A 22,520-nucleotide genomic window follows, 5' to 3' on the forward strand; every position below is an offset into this window, starting at 1 on the left:
TACCACAGATCGTGTGGTCTTACATGTCCAGATACCCAATTTGGGTGCGGTGCAAAGCGTGCTACAAGCACGCGCCCGCAAAACACCATAGGGCGTCCCGAGGGAAACAGTACCAAAACAAGACGGTGGGGGAGTGTGGTGATGGAACGCGAACCGCGCGAGGTCATGGAATACGATGTTCTGATCGTCGGCGCCGGCCCGTCGGGCCTAAGCGCGGCGATCCGCCTGCGGCAGCGCGCGGTCGAGACCGGGCAGGAACTCAGCGTCTGCGTGATCGAGAAGGGGTCGGAGGTCGGCGCCCACCTGCTGTCCGGCGCCGTCTTCGAACCGCATGCGCTGGAGGAACTGATCCCCGACTGGAAGGAAAAGGGCGCTCCCCTCACCACCCCGGCGCGCGAGGACCATTTCCTCTTCCTGACGGAAACGAAGGCCTACAAGTCGCCTTACGCTCCGCCGCAGATGAACAACCACGGCAACTACATCATCAGCCTGGGCAATCTGGCCCGCTGGATGGCGACCCAGGCCGAGGAACTCGGCGTGGAGATCTACCCCGGCTTCGCCGCGGCCGAAGTGCTGTATAACGACAACGGTGCGGTGAAGGGCGTCGCCACCGGCGACATGGGCATCGGCAAGGACGGCGAGAAGACCGGCAACTACACGCCCGGCATGGAGCTGCACGCCAAGCAGACCATCTTCGCCGAGGGCTGCCGCGGCTCGCTGACCAAGACCCTGTTCGAGCGGTTCGACCTGCGGCGCGACTGCCAGCCGCAGACCTACGGCATCGGCATCAAGGAGCTGTGGGAGGTCGATCCGTCGCAGTCCAAGCCGGGCCTGATCGTCCACACCATCGGCTGGCCGATGGACCCCAAGACCTATGGCGGGTCGTGGCTGTATCACATGGAAGGGAACCTGGTGTCGGTCGGCTTCGTCGTCGGCCTCGACTACTGGAACCCGCACATGAGCCCGTTCGAGGAGTTCCAGCGCTACAAGACTCACCCGGCGATCCGCCCGACCTTCGAGGGCGGCCGGCGTCTGTCCTATGGCGCCCGCGCCCTGTCGGAAGGCGGCTTCCAGTCGATCCCCAAGCTGACCTTCCCCGGCGGCCTCCTCATCGGCGACGGCGCCGGCTTCCTGAACGTGCCGAAGATCAAGGGCAATCACACCGCCATGAAGTCGGGCATGGTCGCGGCCGAGGCGGTGTTCGACCATTTGACCGGCGGCAGCGACAACGGTCCGGAGGTCATCGCCTATCCGGAGCGGCTGAAGCAGTCCTGGGTCTGGCCGGAGCTGTATGCCGTGCGCAACATCCGTCCGGGCTTCCAGAAGGGCCTGTGGGCGGGTCTGGCGAACGCCGCCTACGAGACCGCGCTGAAGGGCAAGTCGCCCTGGACGCTGAAGCACCACGCCGACCACACCACCCTGGTGAAGGCCAGCGAGGCGCCGAAGATCGCCTACCCCAAGCCGGACGGCAAGGTCAGCTTCGACCGCCTGTCCTCGGTCTACCTCTCCAACACCAACCACGAGGAAGACCAGCCGCCGCACCTGACGCTGAAGGACAAGTCGGTCCCGATCAGCGTCAACCTGGCGCTCTACGACGCGCCGGAGCAGCGCTATTGCCCTGCCGGCGTCTACGAGATCGTCCGCAACGACGACGGCAGCGACCCGCGGCTGCAGATCAACGCGCAGAACTGCGTCCACTGCAAGACCTGCGACATCAAGGACCCCACCCAGAACATCAACTGGGTCGTGCCGGAAGGCGGCGGGGGCCCGAACTATCCGGGCGGGATGTAACACGGGTTGGCCCCCTCTCTCCCCGGCTAAGGAAGGGGTGGGGAGGGGGCAGTCCCACGCGCCCATTGCCGCATGCAAAAGAATGAACGGTGCCGCCCGTCGGGTGTCGGTTGCGCCGCCGGCCACTCCTATCTATAACGCAAGCGGTAACCTCTCTGCGACGGCGCGATGATCGTTTCCTGTCCGACCTGTTCAACGCGCTACACCCTGTCCGACGAGTCGCTCGGCACCGACGGCCGGAAGGTGCGTTGTGCCCGCTGCGGCCACACATGGTGGCAGATGCCGGAACGGGCGGACCCCGATCCGGTGATACCCGACGCGCTGACGGAAATCCGCCCGGCGAAACCGGCAAAGTCCGCCGAGAAGGCGGCCGGAAAGAGCAAATCCAAGCCGCCGAAGGCTCCGCGCGCCAAGCCGGCGCGCAGTACGGTGATCGGTTTTGCCCTGCTGGGGGTGCTCGTCGCCGGGACCGTGGCCGGCGGCTATTTCGGCCGCGATGCCATCGTCCGCGGCTGGCCGCCCGCAGCCCTCTTCTACGAGACCATCGGGATACAGGTCGAGCCGCCGGGCTTCGGGCTGGAGCTGCGCAGCATCCGTTCCGAACAGAAGCTGGAGGGCGGGAAGACCGTCCTGCTGCTGGACGGCGAGATCGCCAACACCACCGATGTCGAGCGCGCGCTGCCGCCGCTGCGCGCCATCACCTTCGGCGCCGAGCACAAGCCGCTGCAGAGCTGGACCATCGAACCCTCTGCGCCCGTGCTGCTGCCGGGTGCGGTGGTGAGCTTCCACCACAGCCAGCCGGATCCCGGACCGGTGACCGAGGTGACCATCACCTTCGGCGGCCCGCCGCCGGGGCTGGATGCGCCGGCCACCGAAAAGCCGACCGAAAAGCCCGCCGAGAAAGCTCCGGAGAAGCCGGCCGCAGCAAAGGCCGCCGCTCCGGCCAAGCCCTCCGGTCACTGATCCGACCGCCGCCCGGCCGCGTCACCGCTCCGGAATGCCGTGTTTGCGCAGCTTGTTGGCGATCATGGTGTGCGAGGTTTTCAGCCGCGCCGCAAGCTTTCGGCTGGAGGGGAAGCGCGGGTAGAGCCGGCGCAGCAGCGACCGTTCGAAGCCGTCCACCGCGTCCTCCCAGCTTTCGGCGTCCTCTGCCGGCATCTCGGCCGACTGCATGCCGGCCCCGGCCAGTTCCAGGTCGGCGGCGTCCAGCGCGCCGCCGTCGCTCATGGTCACGGCGCGGAAGATGACGTTTTCCAACTGGCGGACATTGCCGGGCCAGCGGTTGGCGAGCAGCGCCGCCGCCGCAGCCGGGGTCAGCCGTCCAGGCGGACGGCGGGCCTGCGCCGCGGCGCGGGCGATGAAATGGCGGGCCAGCAGCAGGATGTCATGCCCGCGCTCCCGCAGCGGCGGCACGCTCAGCGTCAGCACGTTCAGGCGGTAGAACAGATCCTCGCGGAAGCTGTGGTCGGCGACCATCGCCTCCAGCGAGCGGTGGGTGGCGCTGATGACGCGGACGTCCACCTTCTGCTCGCGCTCGCCGCCGACCCGGCGGAAGCTGCCGTCGTTGAGGAAGCGCAGCAGCTTGGCCTGGAGATAGGCCGACATCTCGCCGATCTCGTCCAGGAAGACGGTGCCGCCATGGGCCAGTTCCAGCAGGCCGGGCTTGCCGCCGCGCTGCGCCCCGGTGAAGGAGCCGGGGGCGTAGCCGAACAGCTCGCTTTCCGCCAAATTCTCCGGAACGGCAGCGCAGTTCAGCGCCAGGAAGGGCTTGTCGCGGCGTGGGCTGGCGCGGTGGCAGGCATGGGCGATCAGCTCCTTGCCGGTGCCGGTCTCCCCCAGGATCAGCAGCGGCGCCTCCATTGCGGCGACGCGCGCGGCCCGCGCCTTCAGCGCCCGCACCGGCGGGGATTCGCCGAGGATGCGGTCGAAGCCGCCCTCATCGAAATTCTGGATCGCATTCAGACGCTCACCCAGGCGCGACGGGGTGAACAGGGTGATGACGGCGCCCGCCGCCTCGACATCGACGATGGGCGTCACCTCCAGCAGGAAGGGCTGGCCGTTCAGCGTCACCTCGCGGCCGGACATGCGGAAGCCGCCGTCGGCCAGCTCGCGCGTCAGGCCCGGTTCGCCGAACAACTCGCCGAGGTCGAGGCCGGCGAGGTGCGATTCCGGCAGTCCGGCGACCTGGGCGGCGGCGGCGCTCGCCACCACGACGCTGCCGGCGCGGTCGACCGCCAGCACCGGGTCGGGCAGGGCGGCGAGCAGCGCGTCGAGATGCAGGCGCCGCCGCGTGCCGGGCAGCATGTCGATGGCTGCGACCGATCGCACCCCGGCGATGGTGCGCAGTGCGTCCGACAGGGCGGGGAGTGCTGCCGGGTCCAGGCCAGGCGCGTCGATGTGGATCAGCGGCGGGTCGACCTCGACGCCGACGACGTTGAGGCGGCGGATCGCCAGCACGGCGAGGATCTCATGGGCGATGCCGACGCGGTCGGTGAAGGTGACTTCGATGCGCATGGGGGTGCTTGAGTGGGTGAACACTTGCCCCCACTGTACACATATCGTTACGCCGTATCAAAATCGTTACACCTGACCAAACCGTTGTACCGCAATGCCCACAGCCCTCATCTGCGCTTTCCTGTAAACATCTGCATACACCCCGTGCCCCACCAATCCTCCCGCACCACAGCAAATCCGCCATTTCCCCCTCTGGCACACCGTTTGCGAACCGAAGACTCCAAGCGAAGTCATCCATCCCCTTGGGAGCCAGTCTCATGCGCGTGATCGTTCTGGGCAGCGGCGTCATCGGTGTCACCACCGCCTATTATCTGGCGCGTGCCGGGCATGAGGTGACCGTACTGGACCGTCAGGCCGGCCCGGCGCTGGAGACCAGCTATGCCAATGCGGGCGAGGTGTCGCCGGGCTATTCCGCTCCCTGGGCGGCGCCGGGGCTGATGCTGAAGGCCGCCAAATGGATGCTGATGAAGCATTCGCCGCTGGTGATCCGGCCGAAGCTGGATCCGGCGATGTGGTCCTGGTGCCTGAAGCTGCTGGCCAACGCCAACGAGGCGAGCTACCAGCTGAACAAGAGCCGCATGGTCCGCGTCGCCGAATACAGCCGCGACTGCCTGAAGGCTCTGCGCGCCGAGACCGGCATCACCTATGACGAGCGCACCCAGGGCACGCTGCAGGTCTTCCGCACCCAGAAGCAGATGGACGCCGCCGGCTACGACATGGCGGTGCTGGAGCGCTACGGCGTTCCCTTCAGCCTGTTCGACCGCGACGGCCTGACCTCGGTCGAGCCGGCGCTGGCCCATGTGAAGGACAAGCTGGTCGGCGCGCTGCACCTGCCGGGCGACGAGACCGGCGACTGCTTCCAGTTCACCAGCAAGCTCGCCGACTTTGCCGCCAAGCGCGGGGTGGAGTTCCGTTACGGCGTCTCCATCCGCGGGCTGGAGAGCGACGGGCGCAAGATCACCGGCGTGCAGACCGACCAGGGCACGCTGACCGCCGACAGCTACATCGTCGCCATGGGCAGCTATTCGCCCAAGCTGGTGAAGCCGCTGGGCATCGACCTGCCGGTCTATCCGGTGAAGGGCTATTCGCTGACCCTGCCGATCACCGACTCCGCCCATGCGCCGGAATCGACGGTGATGGACGAGACGCACAAGATCGCCGTCACCCGCCTGGGCGACCGCATCCGCGTCGGCGGCACGGCGGAGCTGACCGGCTTCGACCTGAGTTTGCGCGAAAGCCGCCGCGGGCCGCTGGACCATGTGGTCAGCGACCTGTTCCCGAAGGGCGGCGACCTGTCGAAGGCGGAATTCTGGACCGGCCTGCGCCCGAACACGCCGGACGGCACGCCGATCCTGGGGCCGACCCACATCCGCAACCTGTATCTCAACACCGGCCACGGCACGCTGGGCTGGACGATGTCGGCCGGCTCGGCCCGCGTGCTGGCCGACGTGGTCAGCGGCCGTCGGACCGAGATCGACATGGAGGGACTAAGCGTCGAGCGCTACGGCCGCAAGCCGTCGGTGGCGGTGTCGCGCCCGGCGGCGGTGCGTCCGGCCTAATGGGATAGGGGAACCCGCGCCGCCCGGCGGACGCGGGTCATCGCCAGTTCGAGAAGGGCGGCGTCGGTGATCTCGGCCCCATCCAGCCGATGTCGCCCGCGCCGCCCTTCGCATTTCTCCACCCGGTGGCCGAGGCGCCTGAGATGCAGGATTGCCTCGTAGAGCCGGATTGCCGGCTCGTTTGCGGGTCGGATGGCAGGCCGGCGGGCCGTCATGGGTGGACCACCAGGACGACCAGCCGCTTCGGGCCATGGACGCCGTAGGCCAGCGTCTGCTCGATGTCGGCGGTCTTGCTGGGACCGGACACCAGCAGCGCATTGGTCGGCATCGCCTGCGCCCATCCCTGCTCGCGCATGGCCTGCAGGAAGGTGTCGTAGAGGGCGTCGGTGCGCAGCAGCGCGATGTGGATATGCGGGACCAGCGAGAGGGTGCGCGGCTCCTCGGCCGTCGGCCACAGGATCAGGCTGCCGGTCTCGGCGATGGCGCCGCGGGTGGTGGTCAGGCCGGCGTCGATGGAGTCGAACAGCTGGGACTTCAGGTCTTCGAGGGGGCGGTCGTAGGGGATGAGGGTGGGACCCGGCGCAGTTCCCCTCTCCCCCCCAACGCGAGCTTCGCTCGCGTTGCCGACAGGCGAAGCGCAGCTTCGCTGAAAGGCGGGGAGAGGGTTAGGGTGAGGGGGAAGCGTGGCGGGACCTTCGGGGGAATCATGCGACGCGTCCCCCTCACCCCGGGGGGGAGAGGGAGAAACAGTCCCCCACACCTCCACCAACCGCTTACCCGCCTCCGTCGCCGGCGCATAGAGCAGCGAGCCCACGCCCTCCCGCGCCAGGAACTCGCGCAGCACCGCCGGCCAGTCGGCCTCCGTCGCCTCGATGAACTCTGTGTGCACCGCCTCCATCAGGCGGCGGATGCGGGGCAGGCGCTCCTCCGGCGGCCAGCGCTTCGCCTCGATCGGCGCGAAATCCGAGGCCGGCGGGGTCAGCGGGTGGGCGTCGCGCGTCTTGCGCAGCTTCGTCAGGATCGAGTTGCGGGCGTCAGACATCGGGGATCCCCTTGGCGCGGGCGAGGTCGTGCAGGGTGCGGCCGGCGAAGCGCGGCTTGGTGCGGACGTTCGTCCACTCCTTCAGCATGGGCAGCGACGAGGGCGCCGCATTGCCGAGCCTGCTCATCGCCGTGGTCGCGATGCGGTAGGCGGTGGGGGAGGCGTTCATCGCCGCCCAGCCGCTCCACACCATCGCTTCCGTCCGGCTGGCCTTGGCGCCGCCATCCTTCACCGCACCGCCGGGCTTCACCGCCTCCACCCGCAGCCGGCCCATGATCTCGACGATGGGGATTTTCACTGGGCAGATCTCGACGCAGGCGTTGCACATGGTGCAGGCGTGGGGCATGGCGCCGCGCTTGTCCAAGCCCTCGATCTGCGGCACCAGGATCTTGCCGATGGGGCCGGGATAGGGCGCCTCATAGGCATGGCCGCCGACCTTGGTGTAGACCGGGCAATGGTTCATGCAGGCGCCGCAGCGGATGCAGCGCAACGTGTCGCGCAGCTCCGGATCGGCGTAGATGCCGGAGCGGCCGTTGTCGAGGATGACCAGATGCACCTCGCGCGGGCCGTCCTTCTCGCCCGGCTTGCGGGGGCCGGAGATCATGTTGACGTAGGTGGTGATCGGCTGGCCGGTGGCGGAGCGCGGCAGCAGGCTGATGACCGGCGGCACGTCCTCCAGCTTTTCCACCACCTTCTCCAGCCCCATGAAGGCGATGTGGACCGGCGGCACCGTGGTGCACATGCGGCCGTTGCCCTCATTCTCGATCAGGCAGAGGGTGCCGGTCTCCGCCACCGCGGCGTTGACGCCGGACATGCCGACGTCGGCGGCCTGGAACTTGGCGCGCAGCACCCGGCGGGCGAGGCCGGTCAGATAGGCCGCATCCTCGCGGCTTTCGGCATCCTTGATCTTGCGCTTGAACAGATGGGCGATCTGCTTGGTGTTCAGGTGAATCGCCGGCATGATGATGTGCGACGGCATGGTGCCGTCCAGCTGCACGATGTATTCGCCGAGGTCGCTTTCCAGAACCTCGATGCCGTCCTTTTCCAGAACGGCGTTCAGGTGCATCTCCTCCGTCACCATCGACTTGCCCTTGACCACCAGCTTGGCGTTCGCCTTGTGCAGGATGTCGAGCGCGATGGCGTTGGCCTCGTCCGTCGTGGCGGCCCAGTGGACGGTGATGCCGTTGCGGGTGCAGTTCTCCTCCAGCTTTTCCAGCAGCTCCGGCAGCTTCGACAGGGCGCGCAGCCGGACCGAGGCGGCCAGCGCGCGCACGCCATGCCATTCGCCCGCATCGGCGAACTGGGCGGCGCGCTTGGTCATCAGCCCGTCCATGGCGCGGCGGAAATTGCCGCGCAGCTGCGGGTCGGCCAGCGCCGCGCGCGAGGCGGCGGCGAAATCCGGTGCGTTACCGTCCATGGATGCGCTCCTTCAGGAACTGGGCGATGTGCTGGCCGCGCGCGGCCTTGGCGCCGGCCTCCAGCGCGCCGCCGATGTTCAGCAGGCAGCCGCAGTCGCCCGACACCACGCGGTTGGCGCCGGTGTCCTCGATGTCCGCCACCTTGTCGCCGACCATCGCGGCGGAGATCTCCGGATGACGCACGGCGAAGGTGCCGCCGAAGCCGCAGCATTCCTTTTCCCGCTTCAACTCCACCAGCTCGACGTTGGCGAGTTGGCGCAGCAGAGCCTTCGGTTCCTCCACCACGCCCATCTCGCGCTGGGCATGGCAGGAGGCGTGCCAGGTGACGCGCAGCGGCTCGCCCTTGTCGGTCAGTTGGACGTCAAGGACATGGACCAGGAACTGCGTCAGCTCCCAGACGCGGGACGCCACCTGCACCGCTTTGGCCTCGTCCGGCTCGCCGCGGAACAGGTCGGGCCAGTGCTTCTTCATCATGCCGGCGCAGGAGCCCGACGGCACGACGATGGGATCGTCGCCGGGGAACAGGTCCAGCTGGGCACGGGCCACCTTCAGGGCATCGGCGCGATAGCCGGAATTGTAGGCGGGTTGGCCGCAGCAGCTCTGTCCCTGGGGGAAGACGACGGTCAGGCCCTGGGACTGCAGCAGCTCGATCCCGGCCATGCCGGCGTCGGGGAAGAACAGGTCGACGAGGCAGGTGCCGAAGTAATAGACGCGGGTTGGTTTGGGAGTGGAGGGCATTGGGCGTTTCCTCACCGTGTCAGTTATTGCCCCCACCCCGACCCTCCCCCGCTGGGCGGGGGAGGGGGACAGGAGCTTTGTCGGCGCTTAAGCGGCAGTCCCTCCCCCGCCCAGCTCTCGCACATAGCTTCGCTTTGTGCTGACGCGGCAGGCGGACCGTAGGTCCGCTGAGAGCGGGGGAGGTTAGGTGGGGGAAAGTGTCCCCCTAGAACGCCGCCTCCGCCACCCGCGCCCTCTCTTCCACCTTCGCCGTCGCGCAGGCGTCGACCAGATAGACGATGGAGCGGTAGGGCACGCCCGCCTTGTCGGACAGGCCGATCTCGCAGGTGCGGCTGGTGGAATAGCCCGATGCGCAGCCCTCGGGCACCGACGCCGGCAGGTGGCGCAGCGCGTGGGCGTTCAGTTCCGGCGTGGTGAAGCCCTTGTCGCCGGCGAAGCCGCAGCAGCCGACGTCGGGCGGCACCACCACCGCCTCGGCACAGGCCTTCGCCACGGCGGTCAGCGCGCCGTCCAGGCCCATGCGGCGGGTGGAGCAGGTCAGGTGCAGCATCACCGGTTCCGGCGTCCTGGCGATGTCCAGGCGGGGCAGGGCGAACTCGCTGAGGAACTCCGCCACGTCGAGGATGCGCAAGCCCGCGTCGGTCAACCGCTTCTTCAGGCGGAGCGCGCAGGGGCTGGTGTCCATCACCACCGGGTAACGGCCACCCCGGCTTGCCTTGGACAGCGCGGCCAGCATGGCGTCGGCCTTGGCGTCGGCGGCCTCGATCAGGCCCTTGCTTTCCAGCGGCATGCCGCAGCACTGGCCGTCCGCCTCCTCCGGATAGAGGATGCGGAAGCCGGCCTTGCGCATCACCGATTCGACGACCTGGGGAAGCGGGCGCTGCTGCGGATCGCCGGCGGCGTGGCCCATGGTCCGGCTGACGCAACTGGGGGCGTAGACCACCGTCGGCAGGTCGTCGCTGGGGATGTCCGGGTGTGCGGTAAAGGTAGCGGCGGTCGGCATGCTGCGCGGCAAGGCCGGCAGGCTGCCGCCGGTCAGGACGCGGGCCGCTGCCTGGGTGGCGCCATGCCCAACCGTGCGGCGGGCGAGGTCGGCCAGCCGCAGCCCGGCGCGGGCGAGGCCCAGCGTGCCTTCCATATGATCGGCGACGAGAGCCCCGGCCTTGCGGGCCATCCCACCGCGCCGCTCCCCGCGCATGGATTTGATCAGCAGCCCGGTCTCGATCCCCACCGGGCAGGCGGTGGCGCAGAGGCCGCAGGCGGCGCAGGTATCGATGCCCTGGTAGTCGTAGGCGGCGGCGATCTCGGCCAGACGGGGGGCGTCATCGCCGGCAGCCGCCAGCCGCGCCATCTCGCGCCGGCCGACGATGCGCTGGCGCGGCGACAGGGTGAGGCGGTGGGAGGGGCAGGTCGGTTCGCAGAAGCCGCATTCGATGCAGGTGTCGACCAGCGGGTCGGCGGGGGGCAGCGGTTTCAGGTTCTTCAGATGGGCTTCGGGGTCGCCGTTCAGGATGACGCCGGGGTTCAGCAGCCCGTCGGGGTCGAAGAGGTCCTTGATTTTCTTCATCAGGCCATAGGCCTCTGGTCCCCATTCCATCTCGACGAAGGGGGCCATGTTGCGGCCGGTGCCGTGCTCCGCCTTCAGCGAGCCGTCATAGCGGTTCACCACCAGCACGGCGACATCGTCCATGAAGCGGCGGTAGCGGTCGATCTCAGCCTGGGTGTCGAAGGCCTGGGTGAAGACGAAGTGCAGGTTCCCTTCCAGCGCGTGGCCGAAGATGATCGCCTCGTGATAGCCGTGGCGGACGAACAGGTCCTGCAATTCGCGGGTCGCCTCGGCCAGCCGGGGCAGGGGGAAGGCGACGTCCTCGATGATGACGGTGGTGCCGGTCTGGCGGATGGCGCCGACCGCAGGGAACAAGCCCTTGCGGATCTTCCAGAAGCCCTCGCAGGCTTTGGCGTCGGTGGTGAAGCGGGTGTCGCCGATGGTGACGCAGTCGGCCAGGACGGCGGCGATCGCCGCCACGTTGGCCTCCAGCGCCGCGGCACTCTCCGCACGGGTTTCCACCAGCACAGCCGCCACGTCGGGACCGAAGCCGCGGATCTGCGGCGGCATGCCCGGCTTGTCCTGGATGGAGCGGAGCGAGGCGCGGTCCATCAGCTCCGCCGCATCGACCGGAGCCGCCTTCAGCAGCGACACGGCGTTGCAGGCCTTGGCGATGTCGGGGAAGAACAGCAGGGCGCTGGCCTTGTGCGGATGCTCCGGCACCGTGCGCAGCGTGATGGCGGAGATGAAGCCCAGCGTCCCCTCAGACCCGATCATCAGGTGCTGGAGGATGTCGACCGGATCCTCATAGTCGACCAGCGCGTTCAGGCTGTAGCCGGTGGTGTTCTTGATGCGGAACTTGTCGCGGATGCGGGCCGCCAGCGCCGTATCGGCGCGGGTGCGGTCGCCGAGATCCGCCAGCCGGTCGAGCAGCGCGCCGTGGCTGTCGCGGAAACTGCCGCGGCTGGCCGGGTCGGCGGTGTCCAGCACCGTGCCGTCGGCCAGCACCAGCCGCATGGACTCCAGCGTGCGGTAGCTGTTCTGTGCGGTGCCGCAGCACATGCCGCTGGCGTTGTTGGCGGCGATCCCGCCGATCTTGGCAGTGGCGATGGACGCCGGATCGGGGCCTATCTTCCGCCCCAGCGGGGCGAGGCGCCGGTTCGCCTCCGCCCCGATCACGCCGGGCTGCAGGGTGACCGTGGCCGCAGCCGGACCGATGGTGCAGCCGCGCCAGCCGTCGCCCAGCACCACCAGCACGCTGTCGCTGACCGCCTGCCCCGACAGGCTGGTGCCGGCGGCGCGGAAGGTCACCGGCACCTTGTGGCCGCGGGTGATGCGCAGCAGCCGCACCACCTCCTCCTCCGTCTCCACCAGCGCGACGATCTTGGGGATCAGCCGGTAGAAGCTTGCGTCGGTGCCGTAGGCCAGCGTGCGCAGCGGGTCGGTGACCAGCCGGGTCTGCGGGATGACGGACTGAAGCTCGGCCAGGACATGGTCGTAAGGAGAAGGCAGCATCGGCGGCGGCTCCTGCCGGTGGGGGAAAGGCCGCCTTAGCGGCCGATGACCATTTCGGTGAAGGGCCACAGATAGGCCTGGGCCATCACCAGCAGGCCGACCAGCGCGGTCAGCGCCAGCGAGTGCCAGATGACGTAGCGCAGGATCTTGCCCTCATGACCATGCCACTTGGTTGCGACGGCGGCCACGACGATGCTCTGGGCGTCGATCATCTTGCCCATCACGCCGCCCGAGCTGTTGGCGGCGGCCATCAGCGTCGGCGGCAGGCCGAGCTGTTCCGACGACACCTTCTGCAGGCTGCCGAACAGCACGTTGGACGCCGTGTCCGACCCGGTCAGCGCCACGCCCAGCCAGCCCAGGAAGGTGCCGAAGAACGGGTAGAGGAAGCCGGAATTGGCGAAGGCGAGGCCCAGCGTGGTGTCCAGCCCCGAGTAGCGGGTGGTGTAGCCCAGCGCCAGCATGGCGGAGATGGTCAGCAGCGAGTTGCGGATGGCGTACAGCGTGTGGCCGTAGGTCTTCAGCATCGCTGCCGGCGAGTAGCCCATCACGAAGCCGGAGATGACGGCGGCGATGAAGATGCCGGTGCCGGTGGCCGACAGCCAGTTCAGGGTGAAGACTGCGGCCTCCGGATGGGCCTTGGGCACCACCGGGGGAACACGCAGGATCATGTTGTGCAGGCCCTCGATCGGGAACTTGAAGATCGAGATGCCGTCGAGGAAGGCCTTGACCTCCGGGATGCCCCACAGGAAGACGACGACGCTGAGGATCGCCCACGGCGTCCAGGCGCGGCGGACCTCCGCGGCGCTGTAGCCGTGGCTGCGGCGCGCCTCGCCCTGCACCACCGCGGCGCCGACGCCCTGCGTCAGGGCGGATGCCCCGCCGGCGGTGTGCCAGATGGCCTTCGGGTGCCACACCTTCAGGAACAGCGTGACGCAGACCAGCGACACGATGGCGGCGGCGACGTCCACCAGCCAGGGGCCGTGGTAGTTGGACACCAGGAACTGCGGAACGGCGAAGGACACGCCGGCGACCAGGATGGCCGGCCAGATCTGGACCATGCCGCGCCAGCCGGCGAAGGCCACGATCAGCCAGAAGGGCACCAGCACCGAGAAGAAGGGAAGCTGCCGGCCGATCATCGCCGACAGATCCAGCAGCGGCAGGCCGGTGACCGCGGCCAGCGCCAGCACCGGCGTGCCCAGCGCGCCGTAGGCGACCGGGGCGGTGTTGGCGATCAGCGACAGGCCCGAGGCCGCCAGCGGGGTGAAGCCCAGGCCGATCAGCATTGCGCCGGTCACGGCGACCGGCGTGCCGAATCCCGCCGCGCCCTCGAAGAAGGCGCCGAAGCAGAAGGCGATCAGCAGAAGCTGGAGCCGGCGGTCGTTCGTGATGCCGGTGATGCTTTCCTGCAGGATCTTGAACTGACCGCGCTGTTCGGTCAGGTGGTAGAGGAAGATGATGTTGACGACGATCCAGCCGATCGGCAGCAGGCCGTAAGCCGCACCCAGCAACGCGGTCTTTCCCGCCATCGCCATCGGCATGCCGAACACGGCGACGGCCACCAGCAGCGCCGCCGCCAGACCCAGCAGGGCGGCGCGGTGCGCCTTCATGTGGAAGATGCCGAGACCGCCCAGCATCACCAGGACCGGCAGCGCCGCGAAGAACGTCGACAGCCACATGTTGTTCATCGGGTCGTAGACTTGCGACCAGCTCATCCTCGGGGACCTCCTTCTCGGGGGACGTGATGTCGGTCCGAACGGTGTCCCGGGACGGCTTTCCACGGCTTGTCGGCATGGCTCCGCCTTTCCGCGCCGGGATGGCGGCGCGGAGGAGGGCCGGCGATCGGCAATGCAGCGGCGTTCACCGCCGCCACGGCCCTTCGGCGCGCGGCAGCGGTGCGGATGCGCCCCAAGGCGGGGTTGGTCCGTCCTGTCCCGGTACGTGTGGATGCCCTTTCCAGCCCGGCCGCTTCGGGAAGTCTCCCTTGCCAGACGGACCGCGGTGGACATCTCTTATCCATACGGCGGAAGTTGGATAAAAGATTTTACCAGACTGTGCAATGGCTGAATCGTTTGCCACTCGACCAACTTTGGTAGGGGGGTGCGACGCTGTCGGACAGCCGCCCCTCTGGACGCATGTTCCGTCCACCGGTATTGAAGAGGGCCAAGAGGTGCAGGGAGGGGTCGCCGATCCAATGCAGGGGACGATCAAACCGGCCAAGCTGGCCGACGCCATTGCCGAGCATCTGGAACGGCTGATCCTGGAAGGCGCGCTCCGTCCGGGGGAAAAGCTGCTGGCCGAACGCGAGCTGGCGGTGAAGCTGGACGTGTCCCGCCCGTCGTTGCGCGATGCCATCGCCAAGCTGGAGGAGCGCGGCCTGCTGGTCACCGGGCGCGGCGGCACCCATGTCGCCACCTTCCTGTCGCAGATCGCCGACCCGCTGATGACGCTGATGCGCAACAAGCCGGACGCGTCCTTCGACTATCTGGAATTCCGCCGCTCCATCGAGGCGGCGGCGGCCGGACTGGCGGCGCAGCGGGCGACCGACGTCGACCGTGACGGCATCCGCGCCATCGTCGCCCGCATGCAGGCTGCCCACGGCAAGGACGACAGCTCGGAGGAGGCGGATTCCGACGCCGACCTGCATCTGGCGATCTATGAGGCGGCGCACAATGTCGTCATGCTGCACATCATGCGGACCCTGTCCGACCTGCTGCGCAACGACGTGTTCTACAACCGCGCCGACCTCTATTCCCGGCCGGGGGTGCGCGAACTGCTGCTGCGGCAGCATCTGGCCATCGCCGACGCGGTGCTGGCCGGCGACGCGGATGCTGCGAGCGCGGCGGCCGACGCCCATGTGGAGTTCACGCTGCAGACCTTGCGTGAGATCCGGGAACACAATGCCCGCGTCCAGGTCTCGCTGCGGCGAATCGGGCGGACCGACCTGATCGACAGCGGGGCGTAGGGGGGAGCCGGGAGCCGCCGAGGCAGAGGCATCCGTCGAAGGTCATATGCCGGAGGGCTCGCCCCGACTGGCGGCAGGGGCTTTGCCGGGTTACACTGTGGACGAATTTCCGTCCGCCACCGACTGCCCCACCGACTGCCCGAGTGTCGCGCCCGTGTCCTCCCCCAAGAAGCACCGCATCCTGCTGATCGAGGATACGGTCCCGCTCGCCAAGCTGTATATCGAGTTCCTGCGTGCGGACGCCCATGAGGTCGTGCATTGCACCCGCGGGCGCGAGGCGCTGGACGCCGCGGCCGCATCGCCGCCCGACGCGGTGATCCTGGACCTGAAGCTGCCGGACATGGACGGGCTGGAGGTTCTGCAGGCTCTGCAGGCCCGCGACGCGAGCGTGTCGGTGGTCATCATCACCGCCCACGGTTCCATCGATCTGGCGGTGGAGGCGATGAAGCTGGGCGCCTTCGACTTCATCGTGAAGCCCTTCAATGCCGACCGCCTGAACCTGACCCTGCGCAACGCGCTGGAGCGGCGGACGCTGGCGCGCATGGTGGAGGGATACCGCAAGGATCTCGACCGTGGGCGCTTCCACGGCTTCATCGGCAGTTCGCCCGAGATGCAGGCGGTCTACCGCACCATCGAAAGCGTGGCGGCCAGCCGCGCCAACGTCTTCATCACGGGAGAGAGCGGGACCGGCAAGGAGGTGGCCGCCCAGGCCATCCACCGCGCCAGCCCGCGGCGCGACCGCGCCTTCATCGCGCTGAACTGCGCCGCCATTCCGAAGGAACTGCTGGAGTCTGAGATCTTCGGCCATGTGAAGGGCGCCTTCACCGGGGCGGCGGGCGACCGGCCGGGTGCGGCGCTGCTGGCCGACGGCGGTACGCTGTTCCTGGACGAAATCTGCGAAATGCCGGTGGAACTGCAGAGCAAGCTGCTGCGCTTCGTCCAGACCGGCACCGTCAGTCCGGTGGGCAGCGGGCGGGAGGAGCGGGTGGACGTGCGATTCGTCGCCGCCACCAACCGCGATCCGCTGGCCGAGGTGCAGGCCGGCCGGTTCCGCGAGGATCTCTATTACCGGCTGCATGTGATCCCGCTCGCCCTGCCGCCGCTGCGCGACCGCGGCGACGACATGATCGAGATCGCCCGCTCCTTCCTGATCGATTATGCGCGGGAGGAGGGGAAGTCCCTGGCGGCCTTCGCTCCGGAGGTGGAGGCGCGGCTGCGCGCCCATGATTGGCCGGGCAACGTGCGGCAGCTCCAGAACGTGCTGCGCAACGTCGTCGTGCTGAACGACGGGCCGCATGTGGTGCTGGAGATGCTGCCGCCCCTGACCGGGGCCGGCGGGATCGGCGCCGACGCCGCGGCCGGTGCCGGAGCCCCGGCGGACGGCGGGCAGGAGGAGGACGGCGCCGTCGTTCCGCTGTGGCAGGTGGAGAAGGAGATGATCCTCAAGGCCCTGCGGCTCAGCGGCGACGACGTGCCGCGCGCCGCCCTGATGCTGGAGATCAGCCCGTCCACCATCTACCGCAAGCTGCAGCAGTGGCGTGCCGCGGATGGCCGTGCCGCCGACGGGACCGCCGCCCAGGGGAACGCCGCCCAGGGGAACGCCGCGTGAGCGGGGACGCGGCCGGTGCGGTTCCGGCGGCGCTGCCCCCGGACGAGGAGCGGCGGCTGGCGGTTCTGGAGTCCTATTGCGTCCTCGACACCCCGGCGGAGTCCGGCTTCGACAACATCACCCGGCTCGCCCAGCATTTCTTCGGCACCCGCATCGCGCTGGTCTCGCTGATCGACCGGAACCGCCAGTGGTTCAAGAGCCGCATCGGGCTGGACGTCGAGGAGACGCACCGCGACCTCGCCTTCTGCGCCCATGCCATCCTCGACGACGGCGTCCTGGTGGTGCCGGATGCGACGAAGGACCCGCGCTTCGCCGGCAATCCGCTGGTCACCGGGGAACCCAACATCCGCTTCTATGCCGGTGCGCCGCTGGTGGCGGACGGCCACAAGCTGGGTACCCTGTGCGTGATCGACGATACCCCCCGCGGCGGGTTCGACGCGCGGGAGGCGGAAACCCTGACCCAGCTCGCCCGGCTCGTGGTGGACGAGCTGGAGCTTCGCCGCGAGGTGACGCGGCGCCAGCAGGCGGAAGCGGAATTGCGTGACCGCTCCCGGCTGTTGAACCTGGCCGAGGAGATCGGCCAGTTCGGGCACTGGTACATCGACTTCGTCACCGACACCCGCCGCTGGTCGGACGAGGTCTACCGCATCATGGGCCTCAGCCCGCAGGACGGTCCGCCGACCGTCGACATGTCGCGCGGCGCCTATCATCCCGACGATCTGCCGAAGATCGTCCCGCTGGTCGAACGGGCGCGGGCGACCGGCGAGGGGTTCTCCGTCGAGGCGCGGATCATCCGTCCGGACGGCACGCTGCGCCACGTCTTCATCCGGGGCATGGCCGAATGGGGGCCGGCCGGCCGGCCGATCGGGCTGCTGGGCGTGGTCCAGGACAACACCGACGCCAAGCGGGAAGAGGCGGAACTGCGGTCGAACCGCGAATTGCTGGACCTCACCGTCCAGGCGACGCGGGACGGCATCTGGGACTGGGCGCTGGACACCGGCGCGATCTGGTTCTCCCCCACCTGGAAGGAGCAGCTGGGCTACCGCGACGACGAGCTGGCGAACAGCCTGGAGATGTGGGCGGGCCTGATCTTCGAGGAGGACCGGATCGCCGCCCTGGAGATGGTGCGGGCCTACAATGCCGGCCTGATCCCGAAGTTCGAGGCGGTGCAGCGCTTCCGCCACAAGCAGGGCCACACCGTCTACATCCTGAGCCGCGCCATCCACATCCGCGATGCCGAGGGGCGGGTGGTGCGCATGGTCGGCGCCCATACCGACATCACGCGCGACAAGATGACGGAGGAGGAACTCCGGCTCGCCAAGCAGACACTGGACGACGCCATCGAAGCGGTGCCGGAAGGTCTGGCCTATTTCGATTCCGACGACCGGCTGATCCTGTGCAACCAGCGCTACCGGGAGGCGCATCCGCTGACCGCCCCGCTGCTGTCGCCCGGCCGCCCCTTCGAGGAGATCCTGCGCGCGGCGATCGCCAACGGCGAATTCGCGGCCAACCCGGACGGCCCGAACAACGAGGCGTGGATCCAGGCGGAGCTGGCCCAGCACCGCAATCCCGGCCCGCCTTTCGAGCGGGAACTTCCCGACGGCCGCTGGATCCTGGTGGCGGAGAACCGGACCAGCAGCGGGGCTCTGGTGTGCACCCGCACCGACATCACCGAACGCAAGCGCTTCGAGGCGGAGTTGCAGCGGCAGGCGGCCGACATGTGCGCGCTGGCCGAAGGTCTGGACGCCGCCCGCGAGGAGGCCGACGCCCTGCGCGCCCGCGCCGAGGCGGCGACCCAGGCGAAATCCGAATTCCTGGCGGCGATGAGCCACGAAATCCGCACGCCGATGAACGGCATCATGGGCATGACGGAACTGCTGTTCGACACGCCCCTGACGGCGGAGCAGCACCAGTTCGCCCAGGCCATCCGCAGTTCCTCCAATGCGCTGCTAACCATCATCAACGACATCCTCGACATCTCCAAGCTGGAGGCCGGCCGCGTCACCATCGAGACGCTGCCCTTCGACCCCGCCGATCTGGTGGAGGGGGTGGTGGAACTGCTGACCCCCCGCGCCCACGAGAAGGGGATCGAGATCGGCTTCTACATCGACCCGTTCCTGCGCCGCACCCTGTTGGGCGACCCGACGCGCATCCGGCAGATTCTGGTCAATCTGGTCGGCAACGCGGTGAAGTTCACCGACCAGGGGTCCGTCGCCGTGGAGTTGGAGGCGCTCGACGCCACCGAGGCGCATCTGGTGCTACGCATCACGGTGACCGACACCGGCATCGGCATTCCGGCGGACGCGTTGCCCACCCTGTTCAACAAGTTCCAGCAGGTGGACGGGTCGATCACCCGGAAGTTCGGCGGAACCGGGCTGGGGCTGGCGATCTGCCGCCAACTGTCGGAACTGATGGGCGGCAGCATCGCTGTGGAAAGCAGCCTGGGCGCCGGCAGCCGCTTTCTGGTCGATCTGCCGCTGGCCCTGCTCGACGAGGCGCCGCAGCCGGCCGAACAGCCGCTGGCCGGGCGCCGCGCCCTGGTGGTGGACGATCTGGCGGTGAACCGCCGCGTGCTGGCGGCGATGCTCGACAGCCTGGGCGCCCGGCCGACGACGGTGGACAATGGCCCCGATGCGCTGGAGGCGCTGACCCGCGCGGCGGCCGGCGGCCGGCTCTTCGACGTGGTGCTGGTGGACCAGACGATGCCCGGCATGGGCGGCGACGCCCTGCTAGCGGCCATCGCCGGCAATCCGATGCTGGGCGGCACCAGACGCGTGCTGATCGCCGGGCTGGGACCGGCGGCGCGGGCCGACTGCGGACCGGTCCAAGGGCTGGCCCAAGCCATCCTCAACCGCCCGCTGCGCCAGAGTGCGCTGGCCTGCTGCCTGACCGGCTTGTTCCAGGCGGCTGTACCGCCTCCTTCGGCGGACAGGCAGGCCGCCAAAGGACAGCCTGCCGACCGCAGCGAGGAGCCGGCGCGCAGCGGCAGCATCCTGCTGGCGGAGGACAACCGCACCAACCAGCTGTTCGCGACCACCCTGCTGCGCAAGCTGGGCTACACGGTCGAGGTGGCGGAGGATGGGGAACAGGCGGTGGCGGCGGCCTGCCGCGGCGGCATCGATCTGGTGCTGATGGACGTGCAGATGCCGGGCATGGACGGGCTGGAGGCCGCGCAGGCGATCCGCGCCCGCGGCGGGCGGCTCGCCGGCCTGCCGATCATCGCCCTGACCGCGGACGCCATGCCGGGCACGCGCGAGTTGTGCCTGCGCGCGGGCATGAGCGATTACCTGACCAAGCCGATCAGCCGCGCCGGACTGCTGGCGGCGCTGGACCGCTGGATGGCGGGGGCCGGGGGCGCTCATGCGGCGGCGGATGGCGGTGTCGACGGCGGAAATGTCAGCGGCAATGGCAGCGTCGACGGCGATGGCGGCGAGGTTCTGGACGAAGCGGTGCTGGCCGATCTGGTCGAGACGGTGGGTGCCGACAATCTCGCCCTGATCGTCGACAGCTTCCTCGACGACGTGTCCCGCCGGCTCGAAAGGCTTTCGGCGATGGCGCGATCGGCCCCCGCCGGCGCCCTCGACATGCGGGCGCTGGCCGGGGAGGCGCACGACCTGTCCAGCCTCGCCGGCAGTTTCGGCGGGATGGCGGTCATGCACCTCGCCTGGCGGATGGAGGTGATCTGCCGCAACGGCGACACGGCGCAGGCTGCCCAGCTTCTGCCGGTGCTGCTGCGCGAGGCCGCCCGTCTGGAGCGTTCCTTGCGCGAGCGCACCGGCGTGGAGCGGCCGGCGGCCTGAGCCTCCCCCGGAATCCCGCCTGCCGGAATCCCGCCTGCCGGAAGGGCGTCAGCCGGTGCCGGGCTGGGTCGAGCCGTCGGTGTCTTCGGCCCGTTCCCGCAGTTCCTTCGACGACAGGCCGGCCGGGGTGGCGTCCTGCAGGGTGCCGTCGCCGGGCGTCTTGCTCATGTCCTCGCGCGGGGAGCGTTCGCCCGCCGGGGTCTGGTCGTGGGTATCGGAACCGGATTTGCCCGATGCGGGTTTGTCCGATTGGGATTTGTCAGGGTGGGGCATTCCTTCGGAGGGGATGCGCGTTTGAGGCGTGTCGGTCATGATGTCCTCTGCTATCTTCCGGAGGAGTCAACGACTGTGGACGGGTGCGGGTTCCGATCCTGACCGATCCTTCGGAGACCGGGAGAAGACGGCGCGGCGCCGCGAGGTGCCAAAGCGCGCGAAGAACGGGCCAACCACCAAGGTCCGGCAGCGGAGACCGACAGGCGCCGCCCGGCCGGCCAGCAAGGAGTGTGATAAGGTCATGGAATCGAGCAAGCATACGCCGCACGGCGATGTGACCCAGGTCGGCACCGTCACGCTGACCGACGACGCCACCGGCAAGACGCTGAAGCTGCCGCTGCTGGGCGGGTCCACCGGTCCCCACGTGATCGACATCCGCAAGCTCTATGCCGAGACCGGCTATTTCACCTACGATCCGGGCTTCACCTCCACCGCCGCCTGCGATTCGGCCATCACCTACATCGACGGCGACGAGGGCGTCCTGCTGCACCGCGGCTATGCCATCGCCGATCTGGCCGAGAACTGCGATTTCCTGGAGGTTTGCCATCTGCTGCTGAACGGCGAGCTGCCCAACCCGCAGCAGAAGGCCGATTTCGAGCGCACCATCACCTACCACACGATGGTGCACGAGCAGCTGACCAAGTTCTACAGCGGCTTCCGCCGCGACGCCCACCCGATGGCGATCATGTGCGGCGTCGTCGGCGCCCTGTCGGCCTTCTACCACGATTCCACCGACATCTTCGATCCGGTGCAGCGCAAGATCGCCGCGCACCGCCTGATCGCCAAGATGCCGACGATGGCCGCCATGGCCCACAAATACACGGTCGGCGAACCGTTCATGTATCCGCGCAACGACCTGACCTATGCGGAAAACTTCCTCTACATGACCTTCGGCACGCCTTGCGAGGAATGGACGGTCGATCCGGTCCTGTCCAAGGCGATGGACAAGATCTTCATCCTGCATGCCGACCACGAGCAGAACGCCTCGACCTCCACCGTCCGCCTCGCCGGCTCGTCCCACGCCAACCCGTTCGCCTGCATCGCGTCCGGTATCGCCGCGCTGTGGGGTCCGGCCCATGGTGGCGCCAACGAGGCCGTGCTGAAGATGCTGGAGGAGATCGGCTCGGTCGATCGCATCCCCGAATTCGTCCGCCGCGCCAAGGACAAGAACGACAGCTTCCGCCTGATGGGCTTCGGTCACCGGGTCTACAAGAACTATGACCCGCGTGCCAAGATCATGCGCGAGACCTGCTATCAGGTTCTCGACCGCCTGGGCATCCATGACGAGCCGCATCTGGCCATCGCCATGGAGCTGGAGAGGATCGCCCTGTCGGACGAGTACTTCATCGAGAAGAAGCTGTACCCGAACGTCGATTTCTATTCCGGCATCATCCTGAAGGCGATGGGCTTCCCGACCAGCATGTTCACCGTGCTGTTCGCACTGGCCCGCACCGTCGGCTGGATCAGCCAGTGGAAGGAGATGATCGAGGATCCGGCCCAGAAGATCGGCCGTCCCCGCCAACTCTTCACCGGCAACGCCGCCCGTCCCTTCGTGCCGCTGGACAAGCGTTGATCGGATCGAAAACCCCCCTTCTCAGATCCCCTCTCCCCCCCGGGGAGAGGGTTAGGGTGAGGGGGACCCGCTTCGGAATTTATGCAACGGTCCCGCCGCGCCGGGCCCCCCCCCCCCCCCCCCACCCCCCGGGGGGGGGGGGGGGGGGGGGGGGGGGGGGGGCCCCGCCCCCCCCCCCCC

General features: G+C 68.8%; 14 protein-coding genes. 7 read left to right on the forward strand and 7 right to left on the reverse strand.

All coding sequences use genetic code 11. From position 1 onward, the window contains the following. The first annotated feature begins 141 nt into the window (after positions 1 to 141). Together J2Y49_RS19350 and J2Y49_RS19355 are read left to right on the forward strand one after the other, a co-directional pair. Positions 142 to 1,791 carry an electron transfer flavoprotein-ubiquinone oxidoreductase gene (locus J2Y49_RS19350; protein ID WP_310116509.1) on the forward strand — a complete coding sequence of 550 codons (1,650 nt, stop codon included), beginning with the start codon at positions 142 to 144 and terminating at the stop codon, positions 1,789 to 1,791. A gap of 168 nt (positions 1,792 to 1,959) precedes the next feature. Continuing rightward, a complete protein-coding gene (locus J2Y49_RS19355; RefSeq protein ID WP_310116511.1) occupies positions 1,960 to 2,754 on the forward strand; it encodes an MJ0042-type zinc finger domain-containing protein in 795 nt (264 codons plus the stop codon). Positions 2,755 to 2,775: 21 nt separating this feature from the next. Here the strand turns inward: J2Y49_RS19355 and J2Y49_RS19360 are convergent, their stop codons facing one another. Further along, positions 2,776 to 4,305: a sigma 54-interacting transcriptional regulator gene (locus J2Y49_RS19360; RefSeq protein ID WP_310116512.1), complete on the reverse strand. Its 1,530-nt coding sequence runs from the start codon at positions 4,303 to 4,305 to the stop codon at positions 2,776 to 2,778. Positions 4,306 to 4,562: 257 nt separating this feature from the next. Between J2Y49_RS19360 and J2Y49_RS19365 the strand changes: the two genes are divergently transcribed. After that, on the forward strand, positions 4,563 to 5,864 hold the full coding sequence (locus tag J2Y49_RS19365; RefSeq protein WP_310116513.1) for a D-amino acid dehydrogenase: 1,302 nt from the start codon (positions 4,563 to 4,565) through the stop codon (positions 5,862 to 5,864). Here J2Y49_RS19365 and J2Y49_RS19370 read toward each other — a convergent pair. The 6 genes from J2Y49_RS19370 to J2Y49_RS19395 form a co-directional block, all read right to left on the reverse strand. After that, positions 5,861 to 6,079 carry a hypothetical protein gene (locus J2Y49_RS19370; RefSeq protein WP_310116514.1) on the reverse strand — a complete coding sequence of 73 codons (219 nt, stop codon included), beginning with the start codon at positions 6,077 to 6,079 and terminating at the stop codon, positions 5,861 to 5,863. The two genes, J2Y49_RS19365 and J2Y49_RS19370, sit on opposite strands and share 4 nt — an antisense overlap. Then, a complete protein-coding gene (locus J2Y49_RS19375; RefSeq protein ID WP_310116515.1) occupies positions 6,076 to 6,906 on the reverse strand; it encodes a lactate utilization protein in 831 nt (276 codons plus the stop codon). Before J2Y49_RS19375 ends, J2Y49_RS19370 begins: the two co-directional genes overlap by 4 nt. Next, positions 6,899 to 8,323: a LutB/LldF family L-lactate oxidation iron-sulfur protein gene (locus tag J2Y49_RS19380; RefSeq protein WP_310116516.1), complete on the reverse strand. Its 1,425-nt coding sequence runs from the start codon at positions 8,321 to 8,323 to the stop codon at positions 6,899 to 6,901. Before J2Y49_RS19380 ends, J2Y49_RS19375 begins: the two co-directional genes overlap by 8 nt. Beyond that, positions 8,313 to 9,062 carry a (Fe-S)-binding protein gene (locus J2Y49_RS19385; RefSeq protein ID WP_310116517.1) on the reverse strand — a complete coding sequence of 250 codons (750 nt, stop codon included), beginning with the start codon at positions 9,060 to 9,062 and terminating at the stop codon, positions 8,313 to 8,315. Before J2Y49_RS19385 ends, J2Y49_RS19380 begins: the two co-directional genes overlap by 11 nt. A 205-nt stretch (positions 9,063 to 9,267) precedes the next feature. Continuing rightward, positions 9,268 to 12,123: an FAD-binding and (Fe-S)-binding domain-containing protein gene (locus tag J2Y49_RS19390; RefSeq protein WP_310116518.1), complete on the reverse strand. Its 2,856-nt coding sequence runs from the start codon at positions 12,121 to 12,123 to the stop codon at positions 9,268 to 9,270. A gap of 35 nt (positions 12,124 to 12,158) precedes the next feature. Beyond that, a complete protein-coding gene (locus J2Y49_RS19395; RefSeq protein ID WP_310116519.1) occupies positions 12,159 to 13,835 on the reverse strand; it encodes an L-lactate permease in 1,677 nt (558 codons plus the stop codon). A 479-nt stretch (positions 13,836 to 14,314) separates the two neighbouring features. Between J2Y49_RS19395 and J2Y49_RS19400 the strand changes: the two genes are divergently transcribed. From J2Y49_RS19400 to gltA, 4 genes are all read left to right on the forward strand, one after another. Next, the gene (locus tag J2Y49_RS19400; RefSeq protein WP_310116520.1) at positions 14,315 to 15,085 is read left to right on the forward strand and encodes an FCD domain-containing protein; all 771 of its coding nucleotides are present in this window, start codon (positions 14,315 to 14,317) and stop codon (positions 15,083 to 15,085) included. A 154-nt stretch (positions 15,086 to 15,239) separates the two neighbouring features. Further along, the gene (locus J2Y49_RS19405; RefSeq protein WP_310116521.1) at positions 15,240 to 16,694 is read left to right on the forward strand and encodes a sigma-54 dependent transcriptional regulator; all 1,455 of its coding nucleotides are present in this window, start codon (positions 15,240 to 15,242) and stop codon (positions 16,692 to 16,694) included. Continuing rightward, entirely contained in the window at positions 16,691 to 20,494 is a 3,804-nt protein-coding gene (locus J2Y49_RS19410; RefSeq protein ID WP_310116522.1) for a response regulator, read from the forward strand. The genes J2Y49_RS19405 and J2Y49_RS19410 overlap by 4 nt, the downstream gene beginning before the upstream one ends. A gap of 514 nt (positions 20,495 to 21,008) precedes the next feature. Beyond that, complete coding sequence (gene gltA, locus J2Y49_RS19415) at positions 21,009 to 22,340, forward strand: citrate synthase (RefSeq protein ID WP_310116523.1); 1,332 nt, start codon at positions 21,009 to 21,011, stop codon at positions 22,338 to 22,340. The last annotated feature ends 180 nt before the right edge of the window (positions 22,341 to 22,520 follow it).

Origin of the sequence: Azospirillum sp. BE72 (genome assembly GCF_031455875.1) — a bacterium.
Classification (GTDB): domain Bacteria; phylum Pseudomonadota; class Alphaproteobacteria; order Azospirillales; family Azospirillaceae; genus Azospirillum.

Coding starts and splice junctions, on each gene's coding strand:
- J2Y49_RS19350 (WP_310116509.1), top strand. CDS start 142: ATGGAACGCGAACCGCGCGAGGTCATGGAATACGATGTTCTGATCGTC.
- J2Y49_RS19355 (WP_310116511.1), top strand. CDS start 1,960: ATGATCGTTTCCTGTCCGACCTGTTCAACGCGCTACACCCTGTCCGAC.
- J2Y49_RS19360 (WP_310116512.1), bottom strand. CDS start 4,305: ATGCGCATCGAAGTCACCTTCACCGACCGCGTCGGCATCGCCCATGAG.
- J2Y49_RS19365 (WP_310116513.1), top strand. CDS start 4,563: ATGCGCGTGATCGTTCTGGGCAGCGGCGTCATCGGTGTCACCACCGCC.
- J2Y49_RS19370 (WP_310116514.1), bottom strand. CDS start 6,079: ATGACGGCCCGCCGGCCTGCCATCCGACCCGCAAACGAGCCGGCAATC.
- J2Y49_RS19375 (WP_310116515.1), bottom strand. CDS start 6,906: ATGTCTGACGCCCGCAACTCGATCCTGACGAAGCTGCGCAAGACGCGC.
- J2Y49_RS19380 (WP_310116516.1), bottom strand. CDS start 8,323: ATGGACGGTAACGCACCGGATTTCGCCGCCGCCTCGCGCGCGGCGCTG.
- J2Y49_RS19385 (WP_310116517.1), bottom strand. CDS start 9,062: ATGCCCTCCACTCCCAAACCAACCCGCGTCTATTACTTCGGCACCTGC.
- J2Y49_RS19390 (WP_310116518.1), bottom strand. CDS start 12,123: ATGCTGCCTTCTCCTTACGACCATGTCCTGGCCGAGCTTCAGTCCGTC.
- J2Y49_RS19395 (WP_310116519.1), bottom strand. CDS start 13,835: ATGAGCTGGTCGCAAGTCTACGACCCGATGAACAACATGTGGCTGTCG.
- J2Y49_RS19400 (WP_310116520.1), top strand. CDS start 14,315: ATGCAGGGGACGATCAAACCGGCCAAGCTGGCCGACGCCATTGCCGAG.
- gltA (WP_310116523.1), top strand. CDS start 21,009: ATGGAATCGAGCAAGCATACGCCGCACGGCGATGTGACCCAGGTCGGC.